The 26,341-nt window shown below is 43.6% G+C and carries 16 protein-coding genes, 1 tRNA gene and 1 pseudogene; 3 read left to right on the top strand and 15 right to left on the bottom strand.

All coding sequences use genetic code 11. The features are described 5' to 3' along the window. Window positions 1–320: 320 nt before the first annotated feature. The 10 genes from BMX84_RS10100 to BMX84_RS10055 all read right to left on the bottom strand — a co-directional run bounded on the left by BMX84_RS10100 (window position 321) and on the right by BMX84_RS10055 (window position 14,087). Window positions 321–1,283, bottom strand: coding sequence for an ABC transporter ATP-binding protein (locus BMX84_RS10100; RefSeq protein ID WP_177165541.1), 963 nt, complete (start codon window positions 1,281–1,283; stop codon window positions 321–323). Further along, on the bottom strand, window positions 1,270–2,349 hold the full coding sequence (locus BMX84_RS10095; protein WP_091489387.1) for an ABC transporter ATP-binding protein: 1,080 nt from the start codon (window positions 2,347–2,349) through the stop codon (window positions 1,270–1,272). The genes BMX84_RS10100 and BMX84_RS10095 overlap by 14 nt, the downstream gene beginning before the upstream one ends. Window positions 2,350–2,355: 6 nt before the next feature. Continuing rightward, entirely contained in the window at window positions 2,356–3,405 is a 1,050-nt protein-coding gene (locus tag BMX84_RS10090; RefSeq protein ID WP_091489385.1) for an ABC transporter permease, read from the bottom strand. Further along, entirely contained in the window at window positions 3,398–4,339 is a 942-nt protein-coding gene (locus BMX84_RS10085; protein WP_091489384.1) for an ABC transporter permease, read from the bottom strand. The genes BMX84_RS10090 and BMX84_RS10085 overlap by 8 nt, the downstream gene beginning before the upstream one ends. A gap of 111 nt (window positions 4,340–4,450) precedes the next feature. Beyond that, on the bottom strand, window positions 4,451–6,115 hold the full coding sequence (locus BMX84_RS10080) for a peptide ABC transporter substrate-binding protein (RefSeq protein ID WP_091489382.1): 1,665 nt from the start codon (window positions 6,113–6,115) through the stop codon (window positions 4,451–4,453). Between the two features lie 883 nt (window positions 6,116–6,998). Further along, complete coding sequence (locus BMX84_RS10075) at window positions 6,999–7,715, bottom strand: MIP/aquaporin family protein (protein WP_091489380.1); 717 nt, start codon at window positions 7,713–7,715, stop codon at window positions 6,999–7,001. Beyond that, on the bottom strand, window positions 7,716–9,551 hold the full coding sequence (gene glpO / locus BMX84_RS10070; RefSeq protein ID WP_091489378.1) for a type 1 glycerol-3-phosphate oxidase: 1,836 nt from the start codon (window positions 9,549–9,551) through the stop codon (window positions 7,716–7,718). 23 nt (window positions 9,552–9,574) lie between these two features. Further along, window positions 9,575–11,080 (bottom strand): glycerol kinase GlpK, encoded by a 1,506-nt coding sequence (gene glpK / locus BMX84_RS10065; protein ID WP_091489377.1) that lies wholly within the window; start codon window positions 11,078–11,080, stop codon window positions 9,575–9,577. A 213-nt stretch (window positions 11,081–11,293) separates the two neighbouring features. Continuing rightward, window positions 11,294–12,763 carry an AcpB/EbpR/MafR family transcriptional regulator gene (locus tag BMX84_RS10060; RefSeq protein ID WP_091489375.1) on the bottom strand — a complete coding sequence of 490 codons (1,470 nt, stop codon included), beginning with the start codon at window positions 12,761–12,763 and terminating at the stop codon, window positions 11,294–11,296. Continuing rightward, entirely contained in the window at window positions 12,753–14,087 is a 1,335-nt protein-coding gene (locus BMX84_RS10055) for an FAD-dependent oxidoreductase (RefSeq protein WP_091489373.1), read from the bottom strand. Before BMX84_RS10055 ends, BMX84_RS10060 begins: the two co-directional genes overlap by 11 nt. A 1,691-nt stretch (window positions 14,088–15,778) precedes the next feature. On the opposite strand from BMX84_RS10055, the pseudogene BMX84_RS10045 reads away from it, so the two are divergent. Further along, window positions 15,779–16,121: pseudogene (locus BMX84_RS10045) on the top strand (tyrosine-type recombinase/integrase); the annotation flags it as partial. Window positions 16,122–16,482: 361 nt separating this feature from the next. On the opposite strand, the gene BMX84_RS10035 reads toward BMX84_RS10045, so the two are convergent. Both BMX84_RS10035 and BMX84_RS10030 read right to left on the bottom strand, forming a co-directional pair. Continuing rightward, window positions 16,483–17,319 carry a hypothetical protein gene (locus BMX84_RS10035; protein WP_091489368.1) on the bottom strand — a complete coding sequence of 279 codons (837 nt, stop codon included), beginning with the start codon at window positions 17,317–17,319 and terminating at the stop codon, window positions 16,483–16,485. A gap of 325 nt (window positions 17,320–17,644) precedes the next feature. Further along, window positions 17,645–17,717, bottom strand: a tRNA-Val gene (locus BMX84_RS10030). A gap of 138 nt (window positions 17,718–17,855) precedes the next feature. On the opposite strand from BMX84_RS10030, the gene BMX84_RS10025 reads away from it, so the two are divergent. Further along, window positions 17,856–19,160: a hydroxymethylglutaryl-CoA reductase, degradative gene (locus BMX84_RS10025; protein WP_091489367.1), complete on the top strand. Its 1,305-nt coding sequence runs from the start codon at window positions 17,856–17,858 to the stop codon at window positions 19,158–19,160. A gap of 281 nt (window positions 19,161–19,441) precedes the next feature. Here BMX84_RS10025 and BMX84_RS10020 read toward each other — a convergent pair whose 3' ends face one another. From BMX84_RS10020 to BMX84_RS10010, 3 genes are all read right to left on the bottom strand, one after another. Then, complete coding sequence (locus tag BMX84_RS10020) at window positions 19,442–21,601, bottom strand: heavy metal translocating P-type ATPase (protein WP_246119131.1); 2,160 nt, start codon at window positions 21,599–21,601, stop codon at window positions 19,442–19,444. A 221-nt stretch (window positions 21,602–21,822) separates the two neighbouring features. Further along, window positions 21,823–24,066, bottom strand: coding sequence for an alpha-galactosidase (locus tag BMX84_RS10015; protein ID WP_091489364.1), 2,244 nt, complete (start codon window positions 24,064–24,066; stop codon window positions 21,823–21,825). 149 nt (window positions 24,067–24,215) lie between these two features. Further along, window positions 24,216–25,538: an MATE family efflux transporter gene (locus tag BMX84_RS10010; protein WP_091489362.1), complete on the bottom strand. Its 1,323-nt coding sequence runs from the start codon at window positions 25,536–25,538 to the stop codon at window positions 24,216–24,218. A gap of 187 nt (window positions 25,539–25,725) precedes the next feature. Between BMX84_RS10010 and mscL the strand changes: the two genes are divergently transcribed. Next, window positions 25,726–26,139, top strand: a complete 414-nt coding sequence (gene mscL / locus BMX84_RS10005; RefSeq protein WP_177165539.1) for a large-conductance mechanosensitive channel protein MscL — start codon at window positions 25,726–25,728, stop codon at window positions 26,137–26,139. The last annotated feature ends 202 nt before the right edge of the window (window positions 26,140–26,341 follow it).

Below are 26,341 nucleotides of genomic sequence, written 5' to 3'. Positions count from 1 at the left end.
TGATGCTTCGCGAAGGGCACATATACCGTACTTTTGTGACCTTCACAGCTCGTGTCGCTTCGCGAAAGGTACATATACCGTACTTTTGTGACCTTCGCCACTCGTGATGCTTCGCGAAGGGCACACAATCTGACTTTCCGTTACCTTCGCTACTCTGCCTCTCTCGTGAAGGGCACGCAAGCCGACTTTCCGTTACCTTCGCAACATCTCCTACCTCACGAAGGGCACGCAAGCCGCCTTTCAACCACTCTAAAGATCCTTTCAATCGGAAAAAGACAGCAGAATCGTCCCGATTCTACTGTCTCCTTATTTAAATCCTATTAACTGATGCCTACGACTTCTTTCATCGTATTCTTGCTTAACCAGTCGTTCACTTCTTCGTCCGTACCTAAAACTTCATGCGTACCTCCAACGTTATGCAGAGTTCCTTCAGAATAATCCAGGCCGCTGGTTGCATAATCATAGCTCAAAGCCGTACGCTTCTGTTCGATGATCGGATTTGGATGCGGGATAGCTGAAAGCAGCGACTTGGTATAGGGATGAAGCGGGTTCGAGAAGATTTCTTCCGTCGTCCCCGTTTCGATCATATGCCCCAGATGCAAGACGCCGATCCGGTCAGAAATATAGCGTACCATCGACAGGTCATGCGCGATGAAGAGATACGCCACATTCGTTTCTTCCTGAATTTCTTTCATCAAATTGACGATCTGGGCCTGTATCGATACATCCAGTGCACTGATGGCTTCGTCTGCAATGATCAGGTCGGGATTCATGATCAGCGCGCGGGCGATACCGATACGCTGACGCTGACCGCCGGAAAACTGACTCGGAAAGCGGCCGGCAAATTCTTTGGACAAACCGACGCGTTCTAATATCTCAAGGACCCGCTCGTTCCTCTCGGCCTGACTGTCATACAGACCATGGATATCCAGTCCCTGCGCCACACTGTCCAAGACATTTTTGCGCGGGTTCAGGCTGGCCATCGGATCCTGAAAAATCATCTGCATATTCGTTCGCAGGACTTTCTGTGTATCCTTATCCATCTTTCCGGATATATCCTTATCTTTAAACGTGATCTGTCCATCCGTAATGTCGTGCAGGCGGATGACTGAACGTCCGATCGTTGATTTGCCGCTTCCTGATTCGCCCACTAAACCGTAAGTTTCTCCGGGATAGATCTTGAACGAGACTCCGTCCACGGCTTTCACCGTAAACTTGCGACTGATCTTGAAATGCTGTTTTAAATCCTTTACTTCTAAAAGGGGTTGGTTAGCCTGCAGCATAAAGTTTAGCCTCCTCTTTCATGCGTGTTATACGGTCTTCCAGTTCAACGGGCAAAGAGTATTCTGGTCCCTGTTCACTCAAAAGCCATGTTGCGGCGGAGTGGGTTTCTGACACTTCTATAAGCGGCGGTTCTACCTTTTTATCGATATGCAAAGCATACGTGTTTCTCGGATAAAAAGGGTCCCCGACAATGTCATGCGCCATGTTCGGCGGGTTGCCGGGAATGGAAACCAGTTTATCCGTGTTCGTTTCCAGGTCAGGCATCGCCAGCAGCAGGCCCCAGGTATAGGGGTGTTTAGGATCATAGAAAATATCTTCGACCGTCCCTTTTTCCACTATCTTGCCTGCGTACATGACGTTGACGTACTCCGCCACTTTGGCCACAACGCCCAAGTCATGCGTGATGTAAATAACGGAGATACCCGTTTTCTTCTGGATATCCTGGATCAGTTCCAGGATTTTCGCCTGGATCGTTACATCTAAAGCCGTCGTCGGTTCATCACAGATCAGGACATCAGGATCGCAGGCCAGAGCGATCGCGATAACGATCCGCTGGCGCATACCGCCTGACAACTGATGCGGATAGTTTTTCATCCGACTTTCAGGATCAGTGATTCCTACGAGCTCCAATAACTCCACTGCTTTTTTCTGTGCTTCATTTTTCTTTGTTTTATAATGGGTCCGCATGCCTTCGATGATCTGGTTCCCAATACTCATCGTGGGATCCAGAGAGGTCATGGGATCCTGAAAAATCATGGCGATATGCTTGCCGTTGATCGTTTTTCGCATCTGTTTCTTTGAAAAGTCAAGCAGGTTCTCAGTGACGGTTTCGCCTTCGTGTTCGAATGTATAATGGATTTCTCCACTATCGATCGCTCCATTATTGCTTAAAATACCCATGATGGCTTTCGTCGTCACCGATTTACCGCTTCCCGATTCACCAACGATAGCAACGGTTTCGCCTTTGTGCAGATCAAGATCGACCCCACGAACGGCTCTCACTTTTCCGGCTGACGTATTGAATGTAATAGCCAGATCACGTACTTCCAATATTTTTTCTCTCATCTTTCATTACACCTCTTTCATGGTTGGATCCAAGGCATCTCTCAGCCCATCTGCCAGCAGGTTGAAGCTCAGCATCAATAGAGCTAACACCAGGACCGGCGGCACGATCATATAAAAGTGCGTCGTCAGGGATTTGAAATTCTCAGAGATCAGAGAGCCTAATGAAGCCATCGGGACCGGGATGCCGATACCGACAAAGGCCAGAAACGCCTCTGTAAAGATAGCATTTGGAATGGAGAACATCGACATGATCAGTAATTGAGAAAAGATATTCGGTAAGATCTCTTTATACATGATGGTCATGTCTTTGGCTCCCATCGTCCTGGCGGCGAGCACATACTCGCTTTCCTTCAGCTTCAGCATGGACGCCCGCGAGACCCGGCTCATGCCGATCCAGCCTGTGATCGCGATCGCCAGCGTGATACTCATCAGTCCCGGCTTCAGCACGATGATCAGCAAGGTGACTACAACTAGATTCGGTATGCCGTTCAAGACTTCGACACTTCGCTGCATGGCATTATCGACCTTCCCGCCGTAATAGCCCGAGATCATGCCGTACGACATCCCGATAAAGACATCAACGATGACCGCCACTAAGGCGATGTAGAGTGAGATACGAGTCCCGACCCATGTTCGTGTGAAAAGGTCTCTCCCTAAAACATCTGTACCAAACCAGTGATAGGCATCTTCTCCACCTTCAATGGTTTCATATTTATTGACGACCAGTTCGCCTGTCGACGTTTTCAGTGTTTCAGACCCGTCAAAAATCCCGAAATTTTCCATTACGGGGATGCGGGGAGCCATGCTTTCATGACCCGCTATCTGTTCATCGAACTCATACCCTGAGATCATCGGTCCTACAAGCGCCATGAAAATAATCAGTGTGATCGTCACAAATCCGAACACAGATCCTTTATTCTTGGCTATGCGCTTGACTAGCTGTTTCCAGAACGAATCCTCTTCATAGACTTCATCCATGACACGGACATTATCCTGACCTATGAAGGAAAAGTCATTCAATGTCTGTTGTATTGGGCGGTTGAGTGGTTTATCCATGTGCATCCTCCTTCGCTAAACGAATACGCGGATCCAGGACCCCGTATAATATATCCACGGCCAGCATGACAAAAATGTACAAGGCACTGTAGACAAAAGCCAAGGCCAGAATAACATTATAGTCATTGGATTGAATGGCCTGGACCATGAGTTGTCCGATACCCGGAATCGAAAAGATTTTTTCAACGACCAGACTGCCGGTCATCAGACTCACAACCAGTGGGCCCAGGATAGTGATGATCGATATCGAGGCATTGCGCAGGGCATGCTTGAAGATCAGATGCACACCTGAGACGCCTTTACTCTCGACCAGCTGCATGTAATCGGAATTCAGCACCTCGATCATCTCGGTACGGGTAAACCTTGCCACTGTAGCCATAACGGTCATACTTAACGCAACGGCCGGTAAGGCGAACGCTCGTAAGCCGTCGTCAGCGTTATAGAGCATCGGCAGCCAGCTTAACTGGAAACCAAAAAAGTAAGATAAGCCCAGCGCGAACACGTAAGAAGGAATCGATACCCCGATAACTGAGAAAAAGGTCGCGGCGGAATCGAGTAGACTATTGTGTTTCAGTGCAGCCGCTACCCCTAAAAAGAGACCCGCTACAGATCCCAGTAGAATAGAGAGTCCACCTAAAAGTAAGGAAGTAGGCAGGCGGTTCTGTAGTAGCAGGGCGACATCCGTATCTTTTGAAATGGTATAAGACTTGCCAAAATCACCTGTCAGCATATTTCTGACGTAGCGGAAAAACTGAACCGGTGCAGAATCGTTTAATCCATATTTACTCATCAGGACCTGCTGCTGTTCTATGCTCAGTCTCTCATCGTTAAAGGGCGAACCCGGAAGCAGCTGCATCAGGACGAACAGGACCAGGACGATGACCAGTAACGTGACCACCGACATCCCTACACGCTTTAAAATATATTTCTTCATGTTGACGTTCCTTTCACTTTATAAAAGTAAAAAGGCGTATCTGAGAAGAAGTAAAAGCTAGAAAAACTTGATAGCTTTACTTTTCCATATACGCCTTCTCCTTAACTGCGATTATTCTTTTACAGCAAATTTATACACGCGCGGCAGTCCCACTGCATGGAAATCGATACCTGAAACATTGTCCTGAACCATGACAGCATTCCCTTTCTGGTAAACAGGAAGGACACCAGCATCATTCAACAATATGGATTCCGCTTCTTTCAAAGCTTCCCATCGTGCTTCATCATCTAATGACAATTCGCCATCGATAGAAGAGTAGACGAGTTCATCATAGTCTGCATTCGACCATGCGCCGTCATTGTTGTTTCCGTCCGTCACCCAAAGATCCGCATACGTCATCGGATCAGCGTAGTCAGGACCCCATCGTGTCAGACCTAGATCGTAATCTGCCTGTTTCATACGTTCCAGACGTGTTTTCTTAGGCATTTGTTCGATTTCGATCGTGACGCCATCCAAGTTGCTTTCGATCTGTGATTTCAGTACTTGTGCCACGTTTATTGCACTTTCTGTATCTTCAACAAGCAGGCCGAAAGTGAATGAATCTTGTCCTAATTCAGATTTAGCTGCTTCTAATGATTCTTTTGCCCCTTCTGGATCGTATTCCAGATAAGTGTCTGAGGTTTCACGGAAGTCTTTGCCGTCAGGGCCTACAGCCAGGCCGTCAGGAATGATATAGTCAGCCGGTACAGACCCATCTTTTAAAATCGTATCTGTAATCTGCTGTTTATCAAAGGACGTCGCTAAAGCTTTTCTCAAGTTGGCATTTTCCAGACCTTCCACTAAAGTGTTAGGCGAGATGTACCAAAGGTATCCTGCCTGAACATTGACAAATTCAGGATCATCTTTAAACAGATCCACTTGTTCGCCGGCCAGTGTCACCAGATCCAGATCCCCGTTCTGGTAAGAAAGCATCGCCTGCTGTGAATCCTTGATGACCTGATAGTCCACACCATCCAGGACGACATTATCTGCATCGTAATACTCTTCATTTTTATCCAGTTCAATGGTCGTTGCGGCTGGTTCATAACTTGACACCTCATACGCACCGTTTGCCAGCAGCGTTTCTGGTGATGTGCCGTATGAATCGCCCACTTCAGTCATGAAGTCTTCATTAAGTGGAAAGAATGGAATGAATGACATCAGACTTTCAAAATAAGGGACCGGATTAGCTAATTGCACATCTAGTGTATAATCATCAGAAGCTTGTACTCCCAATTCTTCCGGTGCTTTCTCCCCAGCAAGCACTTCGTTGGCATTGACAAGTCCAGCTATCCCCATAATGTAGCTGTACTCACTGCCGGTATCCGGATCAGCCAGTCGACGCCAGGCATAAACAAAATCGTGAGCTGTAACAGGTTCCCCATTTGACCATGTTGCATCTTCTCTCAATTTGAATGTATAGCTTAAGCCGTCTTCCCCTTTTTCAGCCGACTCAACCAGTGCAGGAACCGCTTGTCCATCTGAATCTGTTTGGTACAAGCCTTCGATTGTATTAGCGATGACTTCAAACGAGGTGCCGTCTGTTGCGATCTGAGGATCCATGGAAGCCACTTCAACATTCAGCTGGACATTCAGTACCTGTTCATCTGTCTCTGCTGGCGCTTCAGCTTCTACAGATTCATCCACTTCGTCTGTTGCCTCGGTATCACATGCACTTAAAAGTAATAATGATGCTGCTCCGCTAAGCCAGAGACTTTTTTTGCTTAAGTTTTTCATAGTTTCTCCCCCGAACCTAATTATGTGTAAATAATTAGAGTTTTTTAATTTAATATAATCGAATTATAATTAGAACACTCTAATATAGCAAGTGTTTTTTTAACATTTTTTAATTGTAAGCGTTTTTAGTTCGCTTTTACATCTTTATAACCGTTTACATAAGCTGTTATCATTTTTATCTTCAATCGAGATGTTCGTGTTCCACTCATCTTAGAACAGAAATTTTCACTCATCTATTTTTAATTTTAGTTAAAAAAATTCTGGATTGACTGATATCTAGGTTGAATAGATCAGACAAACGGTGTATTTTTTTGAGATGGATGTAAACTGATGAAAAAGTGGACAAAAAAATAGGCTTACCACTGCCGGGGTTGGCCAACAGTGATTAGCTTATTAAGAATTTAATTTCCCATTGGGTAACATCTAGATTCACACATACCTCAGCTAATGCACTTCTGATTTAATGTAACAAGTTCTAGTCAATCAATACAAAGCTCGTATACCATTAATCTACGAACAGCTGGATAGCGATGTAGTTACATGACGATCAAACATTTATCGAACCATTTCTGACTCCCCAAAAAAACATTTTCAAGAACTTATATGCTTTGGACTTTAAAGGTGTAAATTGAATGCCGCTGGTATAGTCCCACTATACTTCCAACATCTCTAAGTTTAGGGGGGCCTTTTCTTCTACAGAGCTACGCAACTATTCATTAGATATTCTACTTTCCCGATAATTAGACTCGATTTTACACATCAAAAGATTCTGTTAAAACCTATTTATAGCTGATACTTATTTTCTAATGTAATGTAAAATGCCTGCCATCAAAATCAGAAAGACTTTGATAGCAGGTACTCTACTTTGTATTATATATTCTGCTTATAGAATGACCATATACAGTGCTGCTGCTGCAACTGCACCGAGCATTGGGCCAACTATGGGAATCCAAGAGTATTCCCATTTAGAATCACCTTTGTGTTTTATCGGGAGTAATTGGTGGGCAATTCGTGGCCCCAAATCACGAGCAGGGTTGATTGCATACCCTGTGGATCCACCTAATGAAAGACCGATCGAAAGAATCAGTATCCCTACAACTAGCGGATTCAACCCTTCAGAAAACGTATTTTCACCAAATATCATCAGAACGAATACCAATACGAATGTACCGATTGTTTCAGATAAGATGTTAGCTGTATTATCTCGAATTTCTGTCCCAGTGGCAAAGGTTCCGAGAATCGCTGCTTGATCGGTCGTTTCTTTATAATGAACTAAATAGGTCAACCAAACCAATACCGCACCTGCAATTCCTCCAGCAGTCTGAGCCAAGATGAATGGAACAACCATTGCCCATTCTAAATCCCCAATGATAGCAAATCCAAGTGTTACAGCAGGGTTTAAATGAGCAGGTCCCATAAATCCTGAGACGTAAACAGCTAGTGTTACAGCTGCACCCCATCCCATTGTTATAGCGACCCATCCTGCTCCTTCAGCTTTACTTTTTTTCAAGCTGACTGCAGCTACTACACCATTACCCAGTAAAATCAGAAACATGGTACCTAAAAATTCACTAAAAAGTGTCAACGTATTTCCTGTCATTTAATTCACGGCTCCCTTTAATCTTTTTAAATCAGATTCGGCAATTGCTTTTTCTAATTCATTTGTATAGTTAATTCTATCCTGGTCTGACCAATCATGATATCGAGCCATTTCTGAGATGACTGGTTCGATGATGCTGTCCAAAGTGTCACGCATAAACAGCATATGATTTGTACGACGAATCAGGAAATCACTTGGTCTCAACGCCATTTCTTCACGCATCGCGTAGTGAAGACTGAGCGTATCTGCTAAAGTCAATCCGTCTATCTGATCGACTTCGTCTAGTAATGCGTAGACTTTAGGTGTGTTTGATCCGTATAAATTAGCCAAATAGCTGGCCTCAAACTCACTCAGCCCTTTTTCCACACCCGATTGGGCTAATGCCTCAGTTTCTTCATCTACTTTTTTCGGATCGATTTTCCCACCAGAAACAGAATACGTTGCTGAATCAATCAGTTTATAAGATTTATTGTAGTCTCTGTCTAATATTTCAATTACTTTTTTGACCGCTCCCAGCGCCATTTTACGGTAATCAGTGATTTTGCCACCCGCTACTGTTATCATGCCATCCTCATCGATTTCAAGGGAACTTCCTCGAGAAAGGGTTGAAGGATTCGTCTCTGTTTCTGAATTTGTTTTTTTGATATTTTTCAATACATCGGCTACTTCATAACGTTCAACGTCTCCTTGCTGGTATTGTTCAACGGTAGAGAGCACGGCATCAATACTCTCATCTGTGATCGTCTGATTACTCAAACCGTTATAATCAGATCCACTGTTCGTTGCAATCAGCGGACGTAACCCTGCCCAACTTGATTCAATATCATTGATCGTTATATTAGCAGATGGGTAACGACTATTAACGATTTCCAGTAAGTAATCTACATCTTCTTGTTCTACAGTTGGATTTGATAAGTCACCATTATAATCTGTATCTGTCGTTCCGAAATAGGTCTTATCTTCACGTGGAATGACAAAGACCATTCTGCCATCCTCTTTACCCGTATCAAAATAAGTAGGCTGTGGAACAAACAATGTTTTGTTATCTACAACCAGATGGACACCTTTTGTCGGACGCATTTGTGGTGTGACATCAATTTTATCATCCATTTGACGAATCGTATCTGACCATGGTCCAGTTGTATTCATAACGGTTCTTGCTTTAATAGAAAAGATCTCGCCAGTCAGCAAGTCTTCCACTTCCGCTCCGGATGCTTTCCCGTCTTCGTCATGCATAATTTTAACCACTTTCATACGACTGACCATATGTCCGCCGTCTTCCGCTGCACGTTTGATATTTTCAATCACTAGACGGGCATCGTTGTTTCGATAGTCCAAGTAAACGCCAGCACCTAGTAAGCCTTCGCTGTTAAGTTGTGGTTCGCGTCCCAGCACTTCTTCTTTTGTTAACGTATAGTTTGCATATTTTGTCCCAGTGACATTTGCTAACTGATCGTATAAATCCATTGCTATTTTAAGAGAAAACATCGAAAAAGTTGCATTCGGTTCATCATAGATCGGTAAAATCATCGGATCTGCTTTAGGGATATGCGGTGCAATACCTTGAACAACTGCTCTTTCCTGTACAGTATCTGCTACAACTTCCACATCAAAGTTCTTTAAGTAACGCAAGCCACCATGCACAAGTTTAGTCGAGCGAGAAGACGTTCCTTCTGAAAAATCCTGCATTTCGACAAGTCCTGTTTTCAGACCAGAAGCACTGGCCTGCAATGCAGCACCAGCACCTGTGATCCCACCCCCAATGATCAATACATCTAATGTTTCATTTTTCAGAACTTCTATATCTTGTTTTCTACTCTCTATTGAGAAAACCATCATTTTTCCTCCTTGTTCATTTCCTAAGCTTCCGGCTTAAACACTTGCGTTGCTTTCACAGCTAATTTCCAGTTTTTATATAGTTTTTGACGTTCTTCTTCTGACATTTTCGGTTCAAATGTTCCGCCTTCTTCGTACATATCCTTGATTTCATCCATACTTTCCCAGAATCCGACAGCTAATCCAGCTAAGTACGCTGCACCTAGTGCCGTTGTTTCCAGGTTATGGGCACGCTGGACTTTTGTTCCGAGGATATCTGCCTGGAATTGCAGTAACCAGTCGTTATTTGCTGCACCACCATCTACTTTCAGTAAAGGAATATCAATGCCAGCGTCTTTATTCATCGTATCGATAACATCACGTGCCTGATAGGCAATAGACTGTAATGTTGCCTTGACGAAGTCTTCTTTTGTTGTGCCACGAGTTAAGCCAAAGACAGATCCGCGTGCATCAGAATCCCAGTAAGGTGCACCTAATCCAGTGAAGGCCGGAACAACAAAGACTTCGTTGTCATTTTTAGATTTCTTAGCCAAAGCTTCTGAATCCGAAGAGTTTTCAATCATTTTCAGTCCATCACGTAACCATTGAACGGAAGACCCAGCAACAAAAATACTCCCCTCTAATGCGTAGTATATTTTCCCATTGATACCGTAACCAATTGTAGTTAGTAGATTGTTTTCTGATAACTGTGGTGTTTCACCCGTGTTCATGACGATAAACGATCCTGTTCCGTACGTGTTTTTAACCATTCCAGGCTCAAAAGCCATTTGTCCGAATAATGCTGCCTGCTGGTCTCCTGCCATTCCCGATATAGGGGTATTGGCTCCGTAGAAATGGTAATTTGCAGTGTTACCATACACTTCTGAGTTGGATCTAACTTCCGGCATCATAGCAAGTGGGATATTTAATAAATCTAAAATTTCCTGATCCCATTCTAATTTATGAATATTATAGAGCATGGTACGACTTGCATTTGAGTAGTCTGTGACAAATGATTCACCACCCGTTAATTTCCATACAAGCCAAGTATCGACTGTACCAAACATTAATTCACCATTTTCAGCACGTTCTTGTGCCCCTTCTACATTATCAAGAATCCAGCGGATCTTCGTAGCTGAGAAATAAGAATCGATAATTAACCCAGTCTTTTCATGAATCATTTCTGAATATCCAGCTTCGTACAGTTTAGATGCAATCGGTGCTGATTGACGAGATTGCCATACAACTGCGTTATAAATAGGCAAGCCTGTTTCCTTATCCCAGATAATTGTAGTTTCTCGTTGATTAGTGATCCCGATTCCTGCGATTTCATCTGGTTTGACACCAGATTCGATAAATGCTCCAGCAATAACGGACTGAACCGAATTCCAGATTTCATTAGGGTTATGTTCTACCCAACCATTCTGAGGGAAAATTTGCGTAAACTCTTTTTGCGAGCTTCCAATCGTGTTTAATTGTTTGTCATAAATAATTGCTCGTGAGCTCGTTGTTCCTTGATCAATGGACATAATGTACTTAGTATCTTTCATAATAAGTTCCTCCTGTATAATGAGTAGTTTTTGAAATCGGTTTCTTTACTCTTTTATTGTAACCGTTTTTCTTTAACTAAAAATGTCAGCTTTTTTTCTTTAGCGAAAATTTTTGGGAGTTTTTTAGTTATTCCTGATTTTTGACTAAAATTCTATTGTCATATAGCGTATTTAAGCGAAAAAAAACAAGCGACAGAATACACTGCACTTGTTTTAAGTATTCAGCTCTTGAATAATGCGTTGGATATTCGCCAGATCAAAAGATGACAAAACTTCAGAAAGGACGTATACTCGCGCACCTTCGTAACCACTTAGGTCTGAGGTTTTATCATTCGTCAGGATAAGGTCGTACTCTTTGTTCGGCTCATAGCGTTCAATATGAATCCCTTGGATAGGACTCATCTTAAGTATCAGCAATTCGCTGAGTGTTTCTTTGTATAACTCGTCCATTTTCAAATCAATTCCGATCTGTAAGACTTTAGCCATCTTAAAGGAAAGAAGGAGCAGTAAATTAATGTACTTAAACACTCCCATTTTAAATAAGCTATTGTTGTCTCCCGCCTCGATCCTAAACCTCTTTATACTCGTTCCTATTATTTCTCTGGCAAAAGCGACCAAATTATCTCCGACGATTTGTTTCTCCTTAGCTAAAATATATCTGTACTCGAAGCGCTCGATATCGCCCTGGAAAAAGTACAATTGGGTGTGTATATGTGTTAAGTGGTAATAGATTTCTCTCTCCAGCATATAAGGCAACTTGCGAAACTTAAAGTGATTGATAATGGTCTCAGCTATATACATATCTAATGCAGCGACCGGTGCATGCCGATCCCGAATCAGGGTGTATTCATGAAAGTCATCTTCAGTCAGTATGGGAAAAGCGAGTAAAAAAACAAAATGAAGCATAGCCTCTCCTTCATCCACTTCAATCGAATACCGGCTAAAGTAACGGAGGATCATGACTTGTATTTTATGATACAAAGGGTCTTTCACATAAGGCTTCATCTTCTCACGCAAATATTTGTGTTTCTGATTTTTAATTGTGATACGTGACTTGCTGATGAACAGCCAGGTACTCAGTCGCTCTCTGTTCTCGGGGAGAATCGTGACTTTCAAAAAATTTTCAAGAGATTGCATCGTTTGAATCATCTGACTGTCAGCATGTACAGTGAATAATGTTGTTTTATCTTCTATATAAGAATAGAAATGAAAATAAAAGTATCGGATCTGCAATTCTTCTCCATGCAGCTGCCCATTACGAATCTTGATGCCAAATTCTTTAAGATGACTGTTTAGATCCCTGATTTTACGAAACAAAGACGATTCACTTATCGCCAGTTTTAGTGTTAACTGAGTGATCGAGAATTTCTGATGCTTGAATAAGTAATTAATGATTTTGATTTTAATGGACTGGTCTAAATAGAGTCGGTATATATGCTGCAATGAGATATGATCACCCATTATCAGCTCGATATTTTGGCCGTCATACTGAATATAAACCTGTTTATCAAAATCACTCATCCGAGCGGCAATAGATTCCAGATCATTATCAAGGGAAGCTTTTGAGACCGCGAGATGATCCAGCATATCTTTGTAGGATAGGACGCCGTGATTCAAAACGAGCTGATTGAAGATTGTAATTTCTCTCACTTCATTTTTCTCAAGGAAGTGTTCAACTTTCATCTTTATCAACCCTCTCGCCCATCCAGGACACAAGATTTGTCGTTGTCATCATCTGGGAGTATGAAGGATGGAAAAAATAGTCTGTCTGCTGCAGGTCTTCCAAGGTTTGTTTGGTTTGAATAGCCAAAGCCAGCGTATTGATTTTCTCTAACATATTGGCTTTTGAGATCATCTGTGCCCCGAGCAAGACATGGGTAGTGGCATCGTAGACCCACTTCAGTATCACTGTATCTGAATGAGGAAGACTGGTCAGTGGCACTTTTTGACGGTGAGTTTCGATCGTATGGTTAGTAAATAAGCTTTCAGCCTCGGTCATCCCGGTACTGGCAATATAATAGCCAAAAATAGACGTTCCGATTGTACGTAAAGACCCTTTGAATTCAAGTACAGGTTCAATCAAATTTGCGGCTGCAACGATCCCTGTTCTTACAGCATTATTGATCAGCGGGATATAGACCATGTCTTCATCAGGTCCTGATAACTGGATACAGTCACCGACCGCAAAGACATCCTCGACTGATGTTCTTAAATAACGGTCAACGGCTATCGTCTGATCTGTATGTCTTTTAATGCGCGTATCTAAAAAAGGTAAATTAGGCCTGACATTTACACTCATGATAACAGCGTCACTTATTACGGAATCATCACCAAGTCGGACCGTCAAATTATGATTAGATTCCATGTCTATAGAAGAGACTGTTTGCCCCAACCTTAAATCAATGCCATTTTCTATCATTTTCTGTTCAAGTGGCTGAATCATATCTTCGTCCAGATACTTAAACAAAACATAGTCCATACTTTCGATCAACGTTATCTTTTTCTGTTGTTTAGTCAACAGATCGGCTGCTTCTACTCCAACTTGGCCTCCGCCAATAATTGTAACATGCTGGCTCTCTTTCACTTTAGATAAAGCCGCTTGAGCTTCTCCGTAACGCTTATACTTTAGTACGCTATCCTGAGCACTGCCATCGATTTTTTCAGAAAGTTGTCTTGATCCAGCGGCAATGATCAATTTGTCATAAGCTACCAGTTCCTCCTGCTCCAGGTAATCATACGCGATGATCTTTTGATCAGTATTAATGTTTTGAACGGTGGCGCCTAAATAGTACTCAATGGTGTGTTGTCGCAGTTGCTCTTCTGTAATAAAGCGAGCAGCATTCAAATCATCAATTTGGTTTCCCCAATATAAATGCAGCCCGTTTGGAATATAGGCTAATGTGGCTTGCTTTTCCAACAAAACAATATTTGCGTCGGTATGGTGTTTCCGCACTTCTAAAGCCGCAGCTATTCCAGCAAAAGACGCGCCTATAATGACTACTTTCATTCTGATGCTCCTTTATTTATTTTATATTAGTATAACATAGCGGAAAGTGGTTTTAGAATTGCTTCTTTAGCATGACTATATCCCCTCATCAGAATCCAGAAAACCAATTAAACGTATGCAGTTGCGGGGAATGCAGAAAAGCCCCATATTCAACTGGTTATCGTTTTCGTTGAGAGCGTCTGTATAAACTTTTTCAAAAAGAAATCCCTACTGACACATGCACCTCACTTGATAGGTAATATAAAAATCAGAAAATAATTTTTAAAATAGAAAAGTTATAAACGAGTTTTTCTTTATGTTAGTGCCCAAGAACAACCATCTGTATCAGTTTCAACTGAAGATACTGAGAACTCTCATACTGAAATAGTCAAAGTTTCAAACCAAGAAATATTCGACGCTTTAGAAGCTGATGGTTATAATATAGAAGATTATCTTACTGAAGAAGAAATTAACCAAGAAAATGAAGAAAGTGATCAACTAACTGTCGAAGTCGTTCAACCAGATATCGAAGAACTGAATACCGGAAACAATAGTGATATGGTGTCTATTCTAGCCGGGCACACAATTTTTACTAGAGTTAATAACAATACATTTAGTTTACACCTAAACTCCACTCTTACAACCCTTTTGTTAGGCACTGGAGTTGGAGCAGTATCAGTAGCTCTTTTAGATATTCCTGCTGTTGCTGCTGCTCTTAGTGGCATTGGTGTTAAGTCGAGTGCATTAGTTGGATTTCTTTCAACGGCTTCAGGTTTGATAATCGGGGCAGCTTCTAATGGTATAAGTATAACTGGTAGAACATATACCAGTTATACTGCCTTAGGACCTCAAATAGGAGTGAGAGTTGCGGTAGTGTATCTACAATAAAATGAAAAAAATAAAGTGGCACATGCCGTAATGCCAATTGCCATTGCCGTTATATTAGAATTGTTGCCAATCAACCATTTAGATACTTTTCCGAGATTTATTATATCCGGTTTAGTTGGTTTAACTATTGGTATGATAATATTTTTTATTTTAAGAAAATACCAGCCCTGAAATTTTCACAAAGTCTATGTAATGCCAAAATATACTTGTCTCATATGAGTTCCTCCTGCACATGTTTCCAGTGTTTAGAAGCATTGTACCGTAAGGAGTGATGTAGTTTTTTTTTTACATTTAATAAAAATTAGGAGGATTTTTAGTGGGGGATAGTTGGTTTCTAATTCTTTTTCTTAGCATTGTTATTATAGTTACTAAAAAATATAAACGATAGATTAGATTAGTTTATAAATTAGAAACTTGTTTTAAACCCATACCACCATTGAAGTAGTTAGGTAAACTATAAGGTAATACAATTAACCCGTTAGGTACAGTTACTGTATGTATACCAGCACCATAGCGATAGGCCTGCCAAACGATCTTCGAACAGTAAGTATATTTAGTACCGGCATAATTCAGAGAAAGATCATAAATAGCATTAGAGTTTTGATATGTTTTCTTTGCCCAAGCATACGCTGTTACTGCGTCTATAGGGTTGTTAACTCTGTAAACCTTAGACCAACTATTAGATTCCTTGTGGTATTTTTTCCCCAGTTTGCTATAGACCAAGTAGTGGGTTTTGAACCATATCCAGCTATAGATAGAATTTGAGTATCAGAAATAGCAATACCTGCATGCCCAGTAAGACCAGAAAAACTAGTCCCATTAGTAAGGACATTTTAACGTCAAAAAATCCCCGTATCGTGGAACAAAAGACGGGGAAAATTCACATACTCTATTTAGGGAGCCTTCAGGATTTAATCCAGGAGTACACTAAAGCCCTGGACCCGGACGATTATCTCTTCCCCAGCAGTAAAGGGGGGGCGTTTAGAAGTGAATACGGTCTATCAAATGTTTCAGAAGGTCGCCAAGCTCTTAGGAAGAGACGATATCGGCACGCACACGCTGCGGAAGACGTTTGGCTACCACTATTATAAGAAAACAAAAGATGTGGCCACCCTCATGGAGGTATTTGGTCATAGCAGTGAAAAAATCACAAAACGCTATATCTGAATAAATGAAGACGAAATCAGTGAAACATTGTTAAACTTTAGATTAGGTTTTTAAGTAAAAAAAGCTCTCTGGGGTAATCCAGAGAGCTTAGCAAATACTTACGTACCCACATTTTATGCGTCGTATAAAATTTATCACCTTTTTGTAAAAAAGAAGTCAATTACAATGAGAACTATTATAATCAAACCAACCAGCAATTTTCCAATAATATAATCATAAGCTTCAAATGCAGAAAAAGCAGAAAAAAGAATACTGTAGGTAAATGGAAATCTTATAGCTCTTTCATTCTTTTTTCTATATTTAATACCATAGCATAGAAAAAAGATGGCTGCTCCCCAAAAATATACTGACATATTCATCGTTAATACGGTCTGGTGGCAAACCACCAAGCTCCAGTTTTACCTCGAGTAATCCATGTAGGACTAGTGTAATTACCAATCTTGAAATTCGCTCTGAAAGAACCGTTTTGGTATCTATAGGCACGCTGCTTATAAGAACTTCCACCAGTAGAGACTAAACCCTTAGTTCTGTAGGTGTCGTAAGACCAGCTCCCATTAAGTAAGTCTCCTGTTAGAGTTGAAGCCACGGAAAATCCAAAAGAAGTTAATGCAGTTTTTGCTCTACTTAATAAAACTGGAGCGGTTAAACCAATTCCACTCGCAACTGACACGACTGCCGTGATTATCAAAGCGGTGTATATCGCTCCTCGAGACAAATCTCCAGTTAATTTCTTAATAGTATTTCTAGTAGTATGGTAATAAACTGGACTCCAATCAGAAGTGGACATTATAGAAAAATTTTCTACTTTACTATAATCGACAAAAGTTTCTGTCTCTATTATTTCACCGTAATCAATACCATCAATAATTGCTTCACTTGTAACAGGATCGACTACTATTTCAGACTTCTCATTATCTTCATTGTAGTATGATATTACGACGTTTGAATTCTGATCTAAAACAGCAGATATCTCTTCTCCTGTTTCTTCCTTTATTTCACGTACCATTTCATCTAGAAAAGACTGATAGTCAAAATCATCAAAATCATACGGTCTTAGAATTTCACTACTTTGTAAGTTAACAGTTGCTGCTTTTTCTGGTATTGTAGCGGACTGAGCAGCTACTTTTAGTGGAGTATGGGTAGCAATTAGTGACAAGCTAGCTAACATAATAATAGACTTCTTTGTAAATTTTAACATTAAAATTCACCGCTTCTTCTCAAATGTTGTACTATTTATAACGTTTACATTTTTGTATTTATCTTATGATAATCCTAGTATAATCATTAATAAATTAATGTCAATACTTATAATGTTTTATTTGTATAGAATGAATGCATAACTCTAAATAAAGACTTAATGGTGATTGTAGCTTTTTACAGATAGGTATACTCATGTAAGTACTGGTATACAAAAAGAAACGGCACAACTTTTTTCTGATTTTTTAAATCAGTAAGTCGTTACCGTCTCGTTATCGTCTTTATTTAGTTTTAGTTTATGCCTTAAGAAAAACTAATACTATCAATGGTCCCTACTGGGCTCGAACCAGCGACCCCTACCTTGTCGAGGTAGTGCTCTCCCAACTGAGCTAAGGAACCGTAATGGGTCATTACCTATTTGATTATACAAGATGATGAATCAAATGTAAACCTTTTTTAAAGTTTACGGACTCTTACTTTTCTTTTTTCGTGAAATCGTTCATAATGAAAGGGACAGAATAAGGAAGGACCGATACGATGGATACGACACATTTAACTAAATTTTACAAAAAAAATCATGACGATAAAATTGATTCCTTATTTTTAGCCGGTGTGATTTCTAAGAAAGAAAAAGACAGGCTCCTGGACCGGACACTGGAACTCGACCCTGAGACGGGCAGTCATATGATCGAAAACTATATCGGCAATTATTCCATGCCCCTGGGCGTTGCCATGAATTATATGATCGACAAGGAAGAACTGGTCGTTCCTATGGCTATAGAAGAACCGTCCGTCATTGCCGCATCCAGTTTTGCCGCAAAGATCATCGGTTCGGCGGGCGGATTCAAGACAACAGTCATTCATAGAATGATGATCGGCCAGGTGACATTAAAAAACGTTCCAGATATAGAAGAAGCGACAAACAACGTTGCGGAAGCGAAGCAGGAGATCCTCAGCCGGGCCAATGAAGCCTACCCTTCTATAGTGAAGCGCGGGGGTGGAGCGAAGAATCTGGACGTTCGTCTCCTGGAAGATGATACAGACAGCGGTATCCCTTCATACTTATCCGTCCATATCCACGTAGACACACAGGAGGCCATGGGCGCGAACATCGTCAACACGATGATGGAAGGTATTGCCCCTTACATCGAAGAACTGACCGGCGGCACAGCCCTGCTCCGCATCCTGACGAATTATGCGACGGAGTGTCTGGCCACATCCAAGTGTGTCATCCCGGCACATAAGCTGAAAACCCAAGACTTTTCAGGCGAAGAAGTCAGAGACCGCATCATCGAGGCTACTCAGGTCGCAACGATCGATCCCTACCGTGCCGTGACGCATAATAAAGGGATCATGAACGGGGTCGATGCTGTCGTTCTGGCATCCGGCAATGACTGGCGGGCGATCGAAGCCGGTGTACATGCTTACGCCAGCCGTTCAGGACAATACCGCTCCTTAACGTCCTGGTCAAAAAACGAAGCGGGCGACTTGGTCGGCGAATTGACTCTGCCTTTGCCAGTCGGAACAGTGGGCGGTTCGATTTCCTTTCATCCTGCTGCTAAACTGGCCCATTCGATCATGGGTCATCCCAAAGCACACAAGCTCGAGCGGGTGATCGTTTCAGTCGGTCTCGCACAAAATTTTGCGGCTGTCCGCGCGCTTGTCACTGAAGGTATCCAGAAAGGTCACATGGGGCTCCATGCCCGTTCCCTGGCTATCAGTGCCGGAGCCAAAGGGGATCATGTCCAGCAAGTCGCTGACATCCTCAAACATTCCAAGCACAAAAATCTTCAGCGCGCCAAAAATATCCTGCTGAACATACTGGAAGAATTCGAAAAATAAAATCATACATTTAGGAGAACCTTCGACATGAAGGTTCTCTTCTTTCTCTGACTGCGTTCTTTTCCTACCACCTGCCTAAGATACTTCCTCTGATGAGTAGGTATGAATAGAGGGTCCTGCTCGCCTAAAAGCGAGTAGGGTCTAATTAGGACTTTTTATAGGTCAGGAAAAATCCCGATAAGCTATCCGAACTTCTCTATCGGCACAAAAAAGCACGAAGGTTATGAGAGATCACTACGAGTGACTTCTCCTATCCTCCGCGCTTTTTTACTTTATCCAGGTTACTTGCTTTCGGCTGCTGGTTTCATTTCTTTTTCATCTTCTGACTCGTCGTCCATACTGAGCAGGCGTGCATTGACGGCAACGATGACCGTACTCAAGGACATCACGGCGGCTCCGATCGCCGGCGTGATGATGATGCCTTGATAGTACAGGATACCGGCTGCCAGCGGAATCGCAATAATGTTGTATCCTGCGGCCCACCATAGATTCTGGATGTTTTTGCGATGGGTGGCTTTCGAGAGATTCAAGGCATTCAGGACATCTCTCGGATCACTGTTGACCAGAATGACATCCGCCGTTTCGATCGCGACGTCCGTTCCGGCTCCGATGGCGATCCCGATGTCTGCGGCAGCTAGAGCCGGCGCATCATTGATGCCGTCACCAACCATGGCAACTTGTTGTGATCCGTCTTCCTGCAGGCGTTTGATATGTTCTGACTTCTGATCCGGCAGCACTTCGGCGATCACTTCAGTCAGCCCGAGTTCTTTACCCACACCATCTGCCACACGCTGGTTATCCCCGGTGATCATGACCGTGTCGATGCCCATCTCTGTCAGTTCACGGATCACTTTATAAGAGGATTCGCGGATGATGTCACTGAGCGCGATCATGCCCTGCAGTTTCTTGTTTTTCAGCACAAAGACGACGGTTTTCCCCTGCTGGGACAGATCGTTATAGCGGTCTTCATCAAAGGTTATCCCTTCTTCTTTCATGGCTCCCGGACTTAAAACTGATACCGTGTCTTCAGCGATTTTCGCTTCCAGCCCTTTTCCAGTCAGATTGTTGTAATCTGTCACACCCAGACGCTGAACGTTTTTCTCTTCACCTTCGCGCACGATACCTTTGGCGATGGGGTGGTCGGATTGACTTTCAACGGAATAAGCTAGCTGAAGCAGATCTTTTTCCGATATGCCGTCTTCCGGGATCACAGCATCGACGCCAAAGGTCCCTTCGGTCAAGGTCCCTGTTTTATCAAAGACGATCTTGTCGATGGTGCGTGCGGATTCGAACTGCGTCCGGTTTCTGATCAGCAGTCCTTTTTGAGCCGCAATGGAGGTAGAGACGGAACTCACCAGAGGCATCGCCAGACCCAAGGCATGCGGACAGGCGATAATCAGAACGGTAACGGTCCTCTCCAGGGCAAATTCGAAATCGGAAACGTTCACCCAGTAAAGCATCGTTAAAAGACCCGCGCCAAGCGCCACATAAAAGAGCCATTTCGCTGCTTTGTCCGCAAATCCTTGGGCTTTCGATTTCGTGGCCTGGGCATTTCTGACCATGTCGACCACTTGTGAGAGATACGTTTCTTCTCCGACTTTACTGACCTCGACAGTCAGCACCCCTTCACCGTTGATGGATCCGCCGATGACCTCCTGTCCTTCTTTCTTCTCGACCGGAACAGATTCCCCGGTCAGCATAGATTCGTCGATCGATGAGCTTCCTTCCAGGATCTTACCATCCAAAGGGACTTTTTCCCCGGACTTGACTAGAATCTTATCTCCCGGATGAAGCTCTTCCACAGATACATCCGTGGTATTGCCGTCCTCATCCAGTTTATGTGCATCGTTCGGCATCAGGTTGATCAGTTCTTCCAGTGCTTTGGAAGCACCCATCTGCGAACGCATCTCGATCCAGTGCCCTAAGAGCATGACCACGATCAAAGTGGCCAGTTCGAAGTAAAAGTCACTGCCTTCAATGAAAAAGGTGGTCAGCGTACTGTACACATAGGACGTCGTGATGGCTAAAGAGATCAGCGTCATCATCCCGGGCGTATGATCGTCGATGACTTCTGATTTCAGCCCGGTGAGAAACGGTTTTCCGCCGTAAAAGAACACAAAGGTGGCGAGTGCAAACAGGACCAGATCCGACCCAGGGAAAGACACTTCAAACCCGAATAAATGCTGCAGCATCGGCGCCAGGATGGCGATCGGAACGGATATCACAAGAGATATCCAGAACCGTTTCTTGAAATCCTCAACCATATGGGCGTGATGATCATGGTGGCCTTCATGGCCGCCGTGTGCAGCGTGACCGTGATGGCCTTCACCCTCGCTGTCGTGATGTTCATGATTCATATCCTCGTGATCAGAGCGATTCGACTGGTCGTGATTGTTCATCTCTTGCTCTTCATTATGATCAGCATGATGTTTCTCTGACATTTCACTCATCCCCTTAGTTTGTTTAACTATCGTTTACATTTGTAATCTTTATATATAACCTAACACGCCTTTAAAGTCTTGTCAATTGATTCCCTTCTTACTGTTATTATACGGCTCATGATCAGCAGGAAACAAACCATTTGAACAGACTCACAGAAAAAAGCACCTGAACGCCAGAACTCAGCCGGCATTCAGGTACTCTGTTAAGTTTCAATAAGGTGTTAGTCTTTTGCCGACAATTTCACGATCCAGCTGTGGAAGTCGGTCTTTCCGTTTTTCGACCAGAAATGGCCGCGCTGTCTTTCGTTTTCACTGAAAAGCAGACCGATCGTATTCAAGTCAGACCCGTAACGTTCTTCGCCTTCCGGATCGATCGAATAGACAGTCTCTTCATCCAATCCAGCCAGTTTCAGGCGGCTGTAGGTCGGATTCGGCTGGGCGAGGACCTGATAGAATCCCACCAGTGCTTCTTTCTTATCATCTGAAACGACCATCCAGGCTGTATCATTGCCGTCAAACGGACTCGAAAGACGATAAAAGGTCCCTTCGTGAACAAGCTGGCGGTTTTCTTTGAAGAAAGCGATCTGGGCTTTCATCTGATCCATTTCCCGCTCAGTCAGCTGCGTCACATCCAGTTCATAACCAAATGTCCCAAAATAAGCCACTGCACTCCGCATATCCAGAGACGTTGTGCGACCCACCTGATGGTTCGGAATGGCTGACACATGGCTCCCGATACTCGACAGCGGATAGACCAGAGAAGTCCCGTACTGGATCTTCAGCCTTTCGACCGCATCGGTGTCATCACTCGTCCAGGCCTGCGGTGCATAATACAGTAAGCCCGGGTCGAAACGTCCGCCCCCGCCGGCACAGGATTCGATCAATAAGTCAGGGTACTTGTCCAATAGTTTCTCATATAAGGCATACACTCCTAAAATATAGCGGTGATAGAGCTCCCCCTGCTGGTCATGCGGGAGGATGGTTGAGAAGGGTTCCGTGATATAGCGGTTCATGTCCCATTTGATGTAGTCGATATTCCCTTTGGCCAGGATCGTGTCCATTTGACTGAACAAGGCATCCACCACATCGGGATTGGAAAAATCGAGGACAAACTGGTTTCGGCCATGCGACATCGGTTTGGCCGGCATATGGATCACCCACTCCGGATGTTCCTGATAAAGCGGCGTGTCTTTGTTTATCATTTCCGGTTCGAACCATAACCCGAACTTCAGTCCCAGCGCATGGATCTTTTCAGATAGACCTTCGATACCGTGCGGCAGTTTGGACCTATTTTCCGTCCAGTCACCTAAAGAACTCGTATCATCGTTCCGTTCACCGAACCAGCCGTCATCCAGGACAAAGAGTTCCACCCCGGCATCTTTAGCTTTTTCCGCTAGTTCTATAATCTTTTCTTCATTGAAATCGAAATATGTGGCTTCCCAGTTGTTGATCAGGATCGGGCGGGTCTGATTCTTCCAGGGTTCTCGGGCAAGGCGATTGCGGTACAAGTCATGATACGTCTGACTCATGCCATTAATGCCTTTATCTGAATAGACCAGGACCACTTCAGGCGTCTGAAAGGTCTCATCCGGTCTCAACTTCCACTGAAACTGATACGGGTTGATCCCCATCGTTGCCCGCGTCACATTGTAGGTGTCCACTTCCACCTGTCCCAAGTGATTGCCGCTGTAGACCAGACTGAAGCCGTAGACTTCACCCTGACGTTCAGTGGTTTCCGGCCGGGCCAGCGCAAAGAATGGATTATGCATGTGACTGCTTGCGCCACGCGCGCTGGAGATCGACTGCACCCCTTTGAATAATGGCTGCCTTTCGATATGGTTCTCTCTCGCCCAGGCCCCGTTCAAATGGATCATCTCGAAATCTTTGTCAGGAAAATCGATGCTCAATGACATCGCATGATTAAGCTTCATCGTTTTGTCGCCAGAATTATGGAACCTGGCACTGCGGGTGATCACAGCCCGGTCCTCGAACACTGTATAAAACAGACTGATCGCTAAACTGGAGTGCGTGTCTTTCAACACCACTTCCAGCGTCTGGGCTTCATCATCCGATTCTGTGTAAGTCGCCGGCAGCCCGTCCAGTTTTGGCTTCCCTTCATGGATCTTATAGGAATCATAAACAAGATGAGAAATATGATCGCCTTCCGGATACTCCAGTTCGTAGGCCGGATAGCGAAAATCTGTGGTCCCGAATCCCGGGTATTCCTGTTTGATGTGTTCAAGAGATGATGTATAATCCCTCTCATTCAGGTTGATGGACGAACGGGGTTCTCTTTCAATAAGAAAATCAAAGGAGCCCCGGTGATGGATGTGTTTCCCAAAATACAGATGTTCCAGCTGCCTGCTTTTTTCGAACACTCTGAAAATGTAACTGACATGCTGATTGGTCAAATGGAACTCCCGTTTTTCATCGTTGACGTGAATAAGCTTTTTAGTCTCGGGCATGCTTCAAGTCCTCCTGTAAGTAAGTTGACATATGGTTTCAGCGTTTAGTTTCCTATTAAAAATCAGTCAATGTAATCGCTTAACTTTAATCGTAGTATATCATATCTCCTGCTTCTATTTTAGAGAGAATTAAAAAAGGACCGGGTTCTTTACCCGATCCTCTTCTTCCTTTTCACCCGTTTATTAGGATTCATCTTCCAGGCAATCAGTCCCAGAACCAGCATTTCTGCCAGGACAAAAGACAGCCACACACCCACCATACCGTAAAGCTGACTTAACACCAGGACCAAAGGCACGATGATGATGCCGCCTCTAAGCATCGAAAAGAACAGTGAACGTCTCGGCTGATCGGTCGCCCCAAAGTAGCTGGTCGAAACGATATTGAGACCAGCGAAAAAGAAGCCGGCAAAATAAATCAGCAGCCCTGTGGTGGCCATATCCGCTATATGGGCATTCTGTTCACTGTTGAAGGCTAAAATCAGCTGGTCGCTGAAGAGATAGGTCCCGGCATAGATTACGCCGCTTAAGATAAAGGCCGTCCCCAAAGACAAGGCAAGGACCTGTTTGATCTGCTTGAGATCCTTCAGACCGTAGCTTTCACTCAATAACGGCTGGGTCCCTTGAGCCACCCCTGCAAACAAGGACAGGACGACAAAAGAGATGTTCGCGATGATGCCGTAAGCCGCCAGACCTTCGTTTCCTTGCAGCGAGAATATGATCGTATTGAACGTAAACATGACGACGGACCCGGATATTTCATTGACAAAGGCAGAAGAACCCAGGTACATGACATCATGGATCAGACGTTTCTCGACTTTCTGAAAAGCAAAGGAAAGATTGTTCACTGGCTTGAAAAAGTGTATGCTCAGCACGCTCAAACTGATGATGGGTGACAGACTCGTCGCCAGGGCTGCGCCGAACATCCCCATTTGAAGCGGGAAGATAAAAATATAATCCAGCACCACGTTCAGCACACTGCCTATCACCATCCCGAACATCGCCAGTGTCGGATCGCCGTCGTTCCTGATAAAAGAAAGCAGACTGTTATTTAAAATAAAGAAAGGGGCAAAAGACAGAATGGTCGTTAAATAGATGCGCGTAGAATCGAAGGTCTCAGAATCAGCTCCCGAGAAGCGAGCGATCCCGTCCGCTCCAAACTGACCCACCAGAAAGAACACAAGCCCCAGCGCCAGCGCGAACACGAGTGTTTGCGCATATACTTTCTTCGCCTGCTTCTGCTTGTCCTGAGATAACAGGATCTTATAACGCGTCGCTCCTCCAAGACCCAGCATCAGCCCAAAACCATGCATGATCCCGAAGACCGGAATACTCAGGTTCAATGAGGCGATCCCATTCGGCCCCAAAGCTTGAGCGATGAAAAAGGTGTCCGCCAGAATATAAAAAGAGATCCCAAGCATCCCCAGCATATTCAAGCTCACATATTTTATAAATAATTTCACACTTCGCTGCATGTTGTTCCTCTACCTTCTGATCGAAAATTTTACCTTTAAAATCTAGCTTACTCAAACTTCTCTGCGATGTCAATCTGGCAGGGCTCTTTGCCCGGATCACTTCATCAGTCATTTAAAACTCCCGGCCCACAAAACATTCTTAATAAGGTATACTGGAACTAAGTCTAGTGTATAGGAGGGTTAAAACGTGTGGAAAGAATTTAAAGCATTTATCATGCGAGGAAATGTGGTCGAATTAGCCGTTGGTATCGTTATTGGTGCTTCCTTCACGGCCATCGTCACTGCCTTCGTCGATAATATCATCACGCCGATCATCGTCGCTCTTTCGGGGAATGCTAATGTCGGACAGCTGACTTTTAAGATCGGTGAGGCAACGCTAAAATATGGTTTGTTTTTACAGGCAGTGATCGATTTTCTGATTGTTGCTGTTGTGCTCTTTATACTGATCAAAGTCATCAATCAGCTGGCTCGAAAAGAAGAAGCAGAGCCTGAGCCGGAAGTCAAAGCCCCGACTGTCGAATCTTACTTGGCAGAGATACGCGACCTGCTTGCAGAGCAGTCAGACGCCTCGACAAAAGAGTCAGAAACAGATATAAGATAGTACATATAGTGGTGACTTTTGTATGATTCTTATTGTAACGAATTCTAGAGAAAAAACGATCCTTCCTACTCTGATAGGGAGGATCGTTTTTCACTTAATCTATATAGAAGAAGTGTATCGTTGCGTGCCCTTCAGCTGGCTTTTTCTTCTGTGAAAGTCACGCACGACCCATTTGCGTGCCCTTCAGCTGGCTTTTTCTTCC

Origin of the sequence: Alkalibacterium putridalgicola, from assembly GCF_900109825.1 — a bacterium.
GTDB classification, from domain to species: Bacteria; Bacillota; Bacilli; order Lactobacillales; family Carnobacteriaceae_A; genus Alkalibacterium; species Alkalibacterium putridalgicola.
This window is presented reverse-complemented; position numbering and strand designations above follow the sequence as displayed.

What these genes read in the sequence shown, in the direction of transcription:
- BMX84_RS10015 (WP_091489364.1), bottom strand. Translation starts at nt 24,066, where the DNA reads ATGCCCGAGACTAAAAAGCTTATTCACGTCAACGATGAAAAACGGGAG.
- glpK (WP_091489377.1), bottom strand. Translation starts at nt 11,080, where the DNA reads ATGAAAGATACTAAGTACATTATGTCCATTGATCAAGGAACAACGAGC.
- BMX84_RS10055 (WP_091489373.1), bottom strand. Translation starts at nt 14,087, where the DNA reads ATGAAAGTAGTCATTATAGGCGCGTCTTTTGCTGGAATAGCTGCGGCT.
- BMX84_RS10010 (WP_091489362.1), bottom strand. Translation starts at nt 25,538, where the DNA reads ATGCAGCGAAGTGTGAAATTATTTATAAAATATGTGAGCTTGAATATG.
- BMX84_RS10020 (WP_246119131.1), bottom strand. Translation starts at nt 21,601, where the DNA reads ATGTCAGAGAAACATCATGCTGATCATAATGAAGAGCAAGAGATGAAC.
- BMX84_RS10035 (WP_091489368.1), bottom strand. Translation starts at nt 17,319, where the DNA reads ATGTTAAAATTTACAAAGAAGTCTATTATTATGTTAGCTAGCTTGTCA.
- BMX84_RS10090 (WP_091489385.1), bottom strand. Translation starts at nt 3,405, where the DNA reads ATGGATAAACCACTCAACCGCCCAATACAACAGACATTGAATGACTTT.
- BMX84_RS10075 (WP_091489380.1), bottom strand. Translation starts at nt 7,715, where the DNA reads ATGACAGGAAATACGTTGACACTTTTTAGTGAATTTTTAGGTACCATG.
- BMX84_RS10085 (WP_091489384.1), bottom strand. Translation starts at nt 4,339, where the DNA reads ATGAAGAAATATATTTTAAAGCGTGTAGGGATGTCGGTGGTCACGTTA.
- BMX84_RS10080 (WP_091489382.1), bottom strand. Translation starts at nt 6,115, where the DNA reads ATGAAAAACTTAAGCAAAAAAAGTCTCTGGCTTAGCGGAGCAGCATCA.
- BMX84_RS10095 (WP_091489387.1), bottom strand. Translation starts at nt 2,349, where the DNA reads ATGAGAGAAAAAATATTGGAAGTACGTGATCTGGCTATTACATTCAAT.
- BMX84_RS10060 (WP_091489375.1), bottom strand. Translation starts at nt 12,763, where the DNA reads ATGAAAGTTGAACACTTCCTTGAGAAAAATGAAGTGAGAGAAATTACA.
- glpO (WP_091489378.1), bottom strand. Translation starts at nt 9,551, where the DNA reads ATGGTTTTCTCAATAGAGAGTAGAAAACAAGATATAGAAGTTCTGAAA.
- BMX84_RS10025 (WP_091489367.1), top strand. Translation starts at nt 17,856, where the DNA reads ATGGATACGACACATTTAACTAAATTTTACAAAAAAAATCATGACGAT.
- BMX84_RS10100 (WP_177165541.1), bottom strand. Translation starts at nt 1,283, where the DNA reads ATGCTGCAGGCTAACCAACCCCTTTTAGAAGTAAAGGATTTAAAACAG.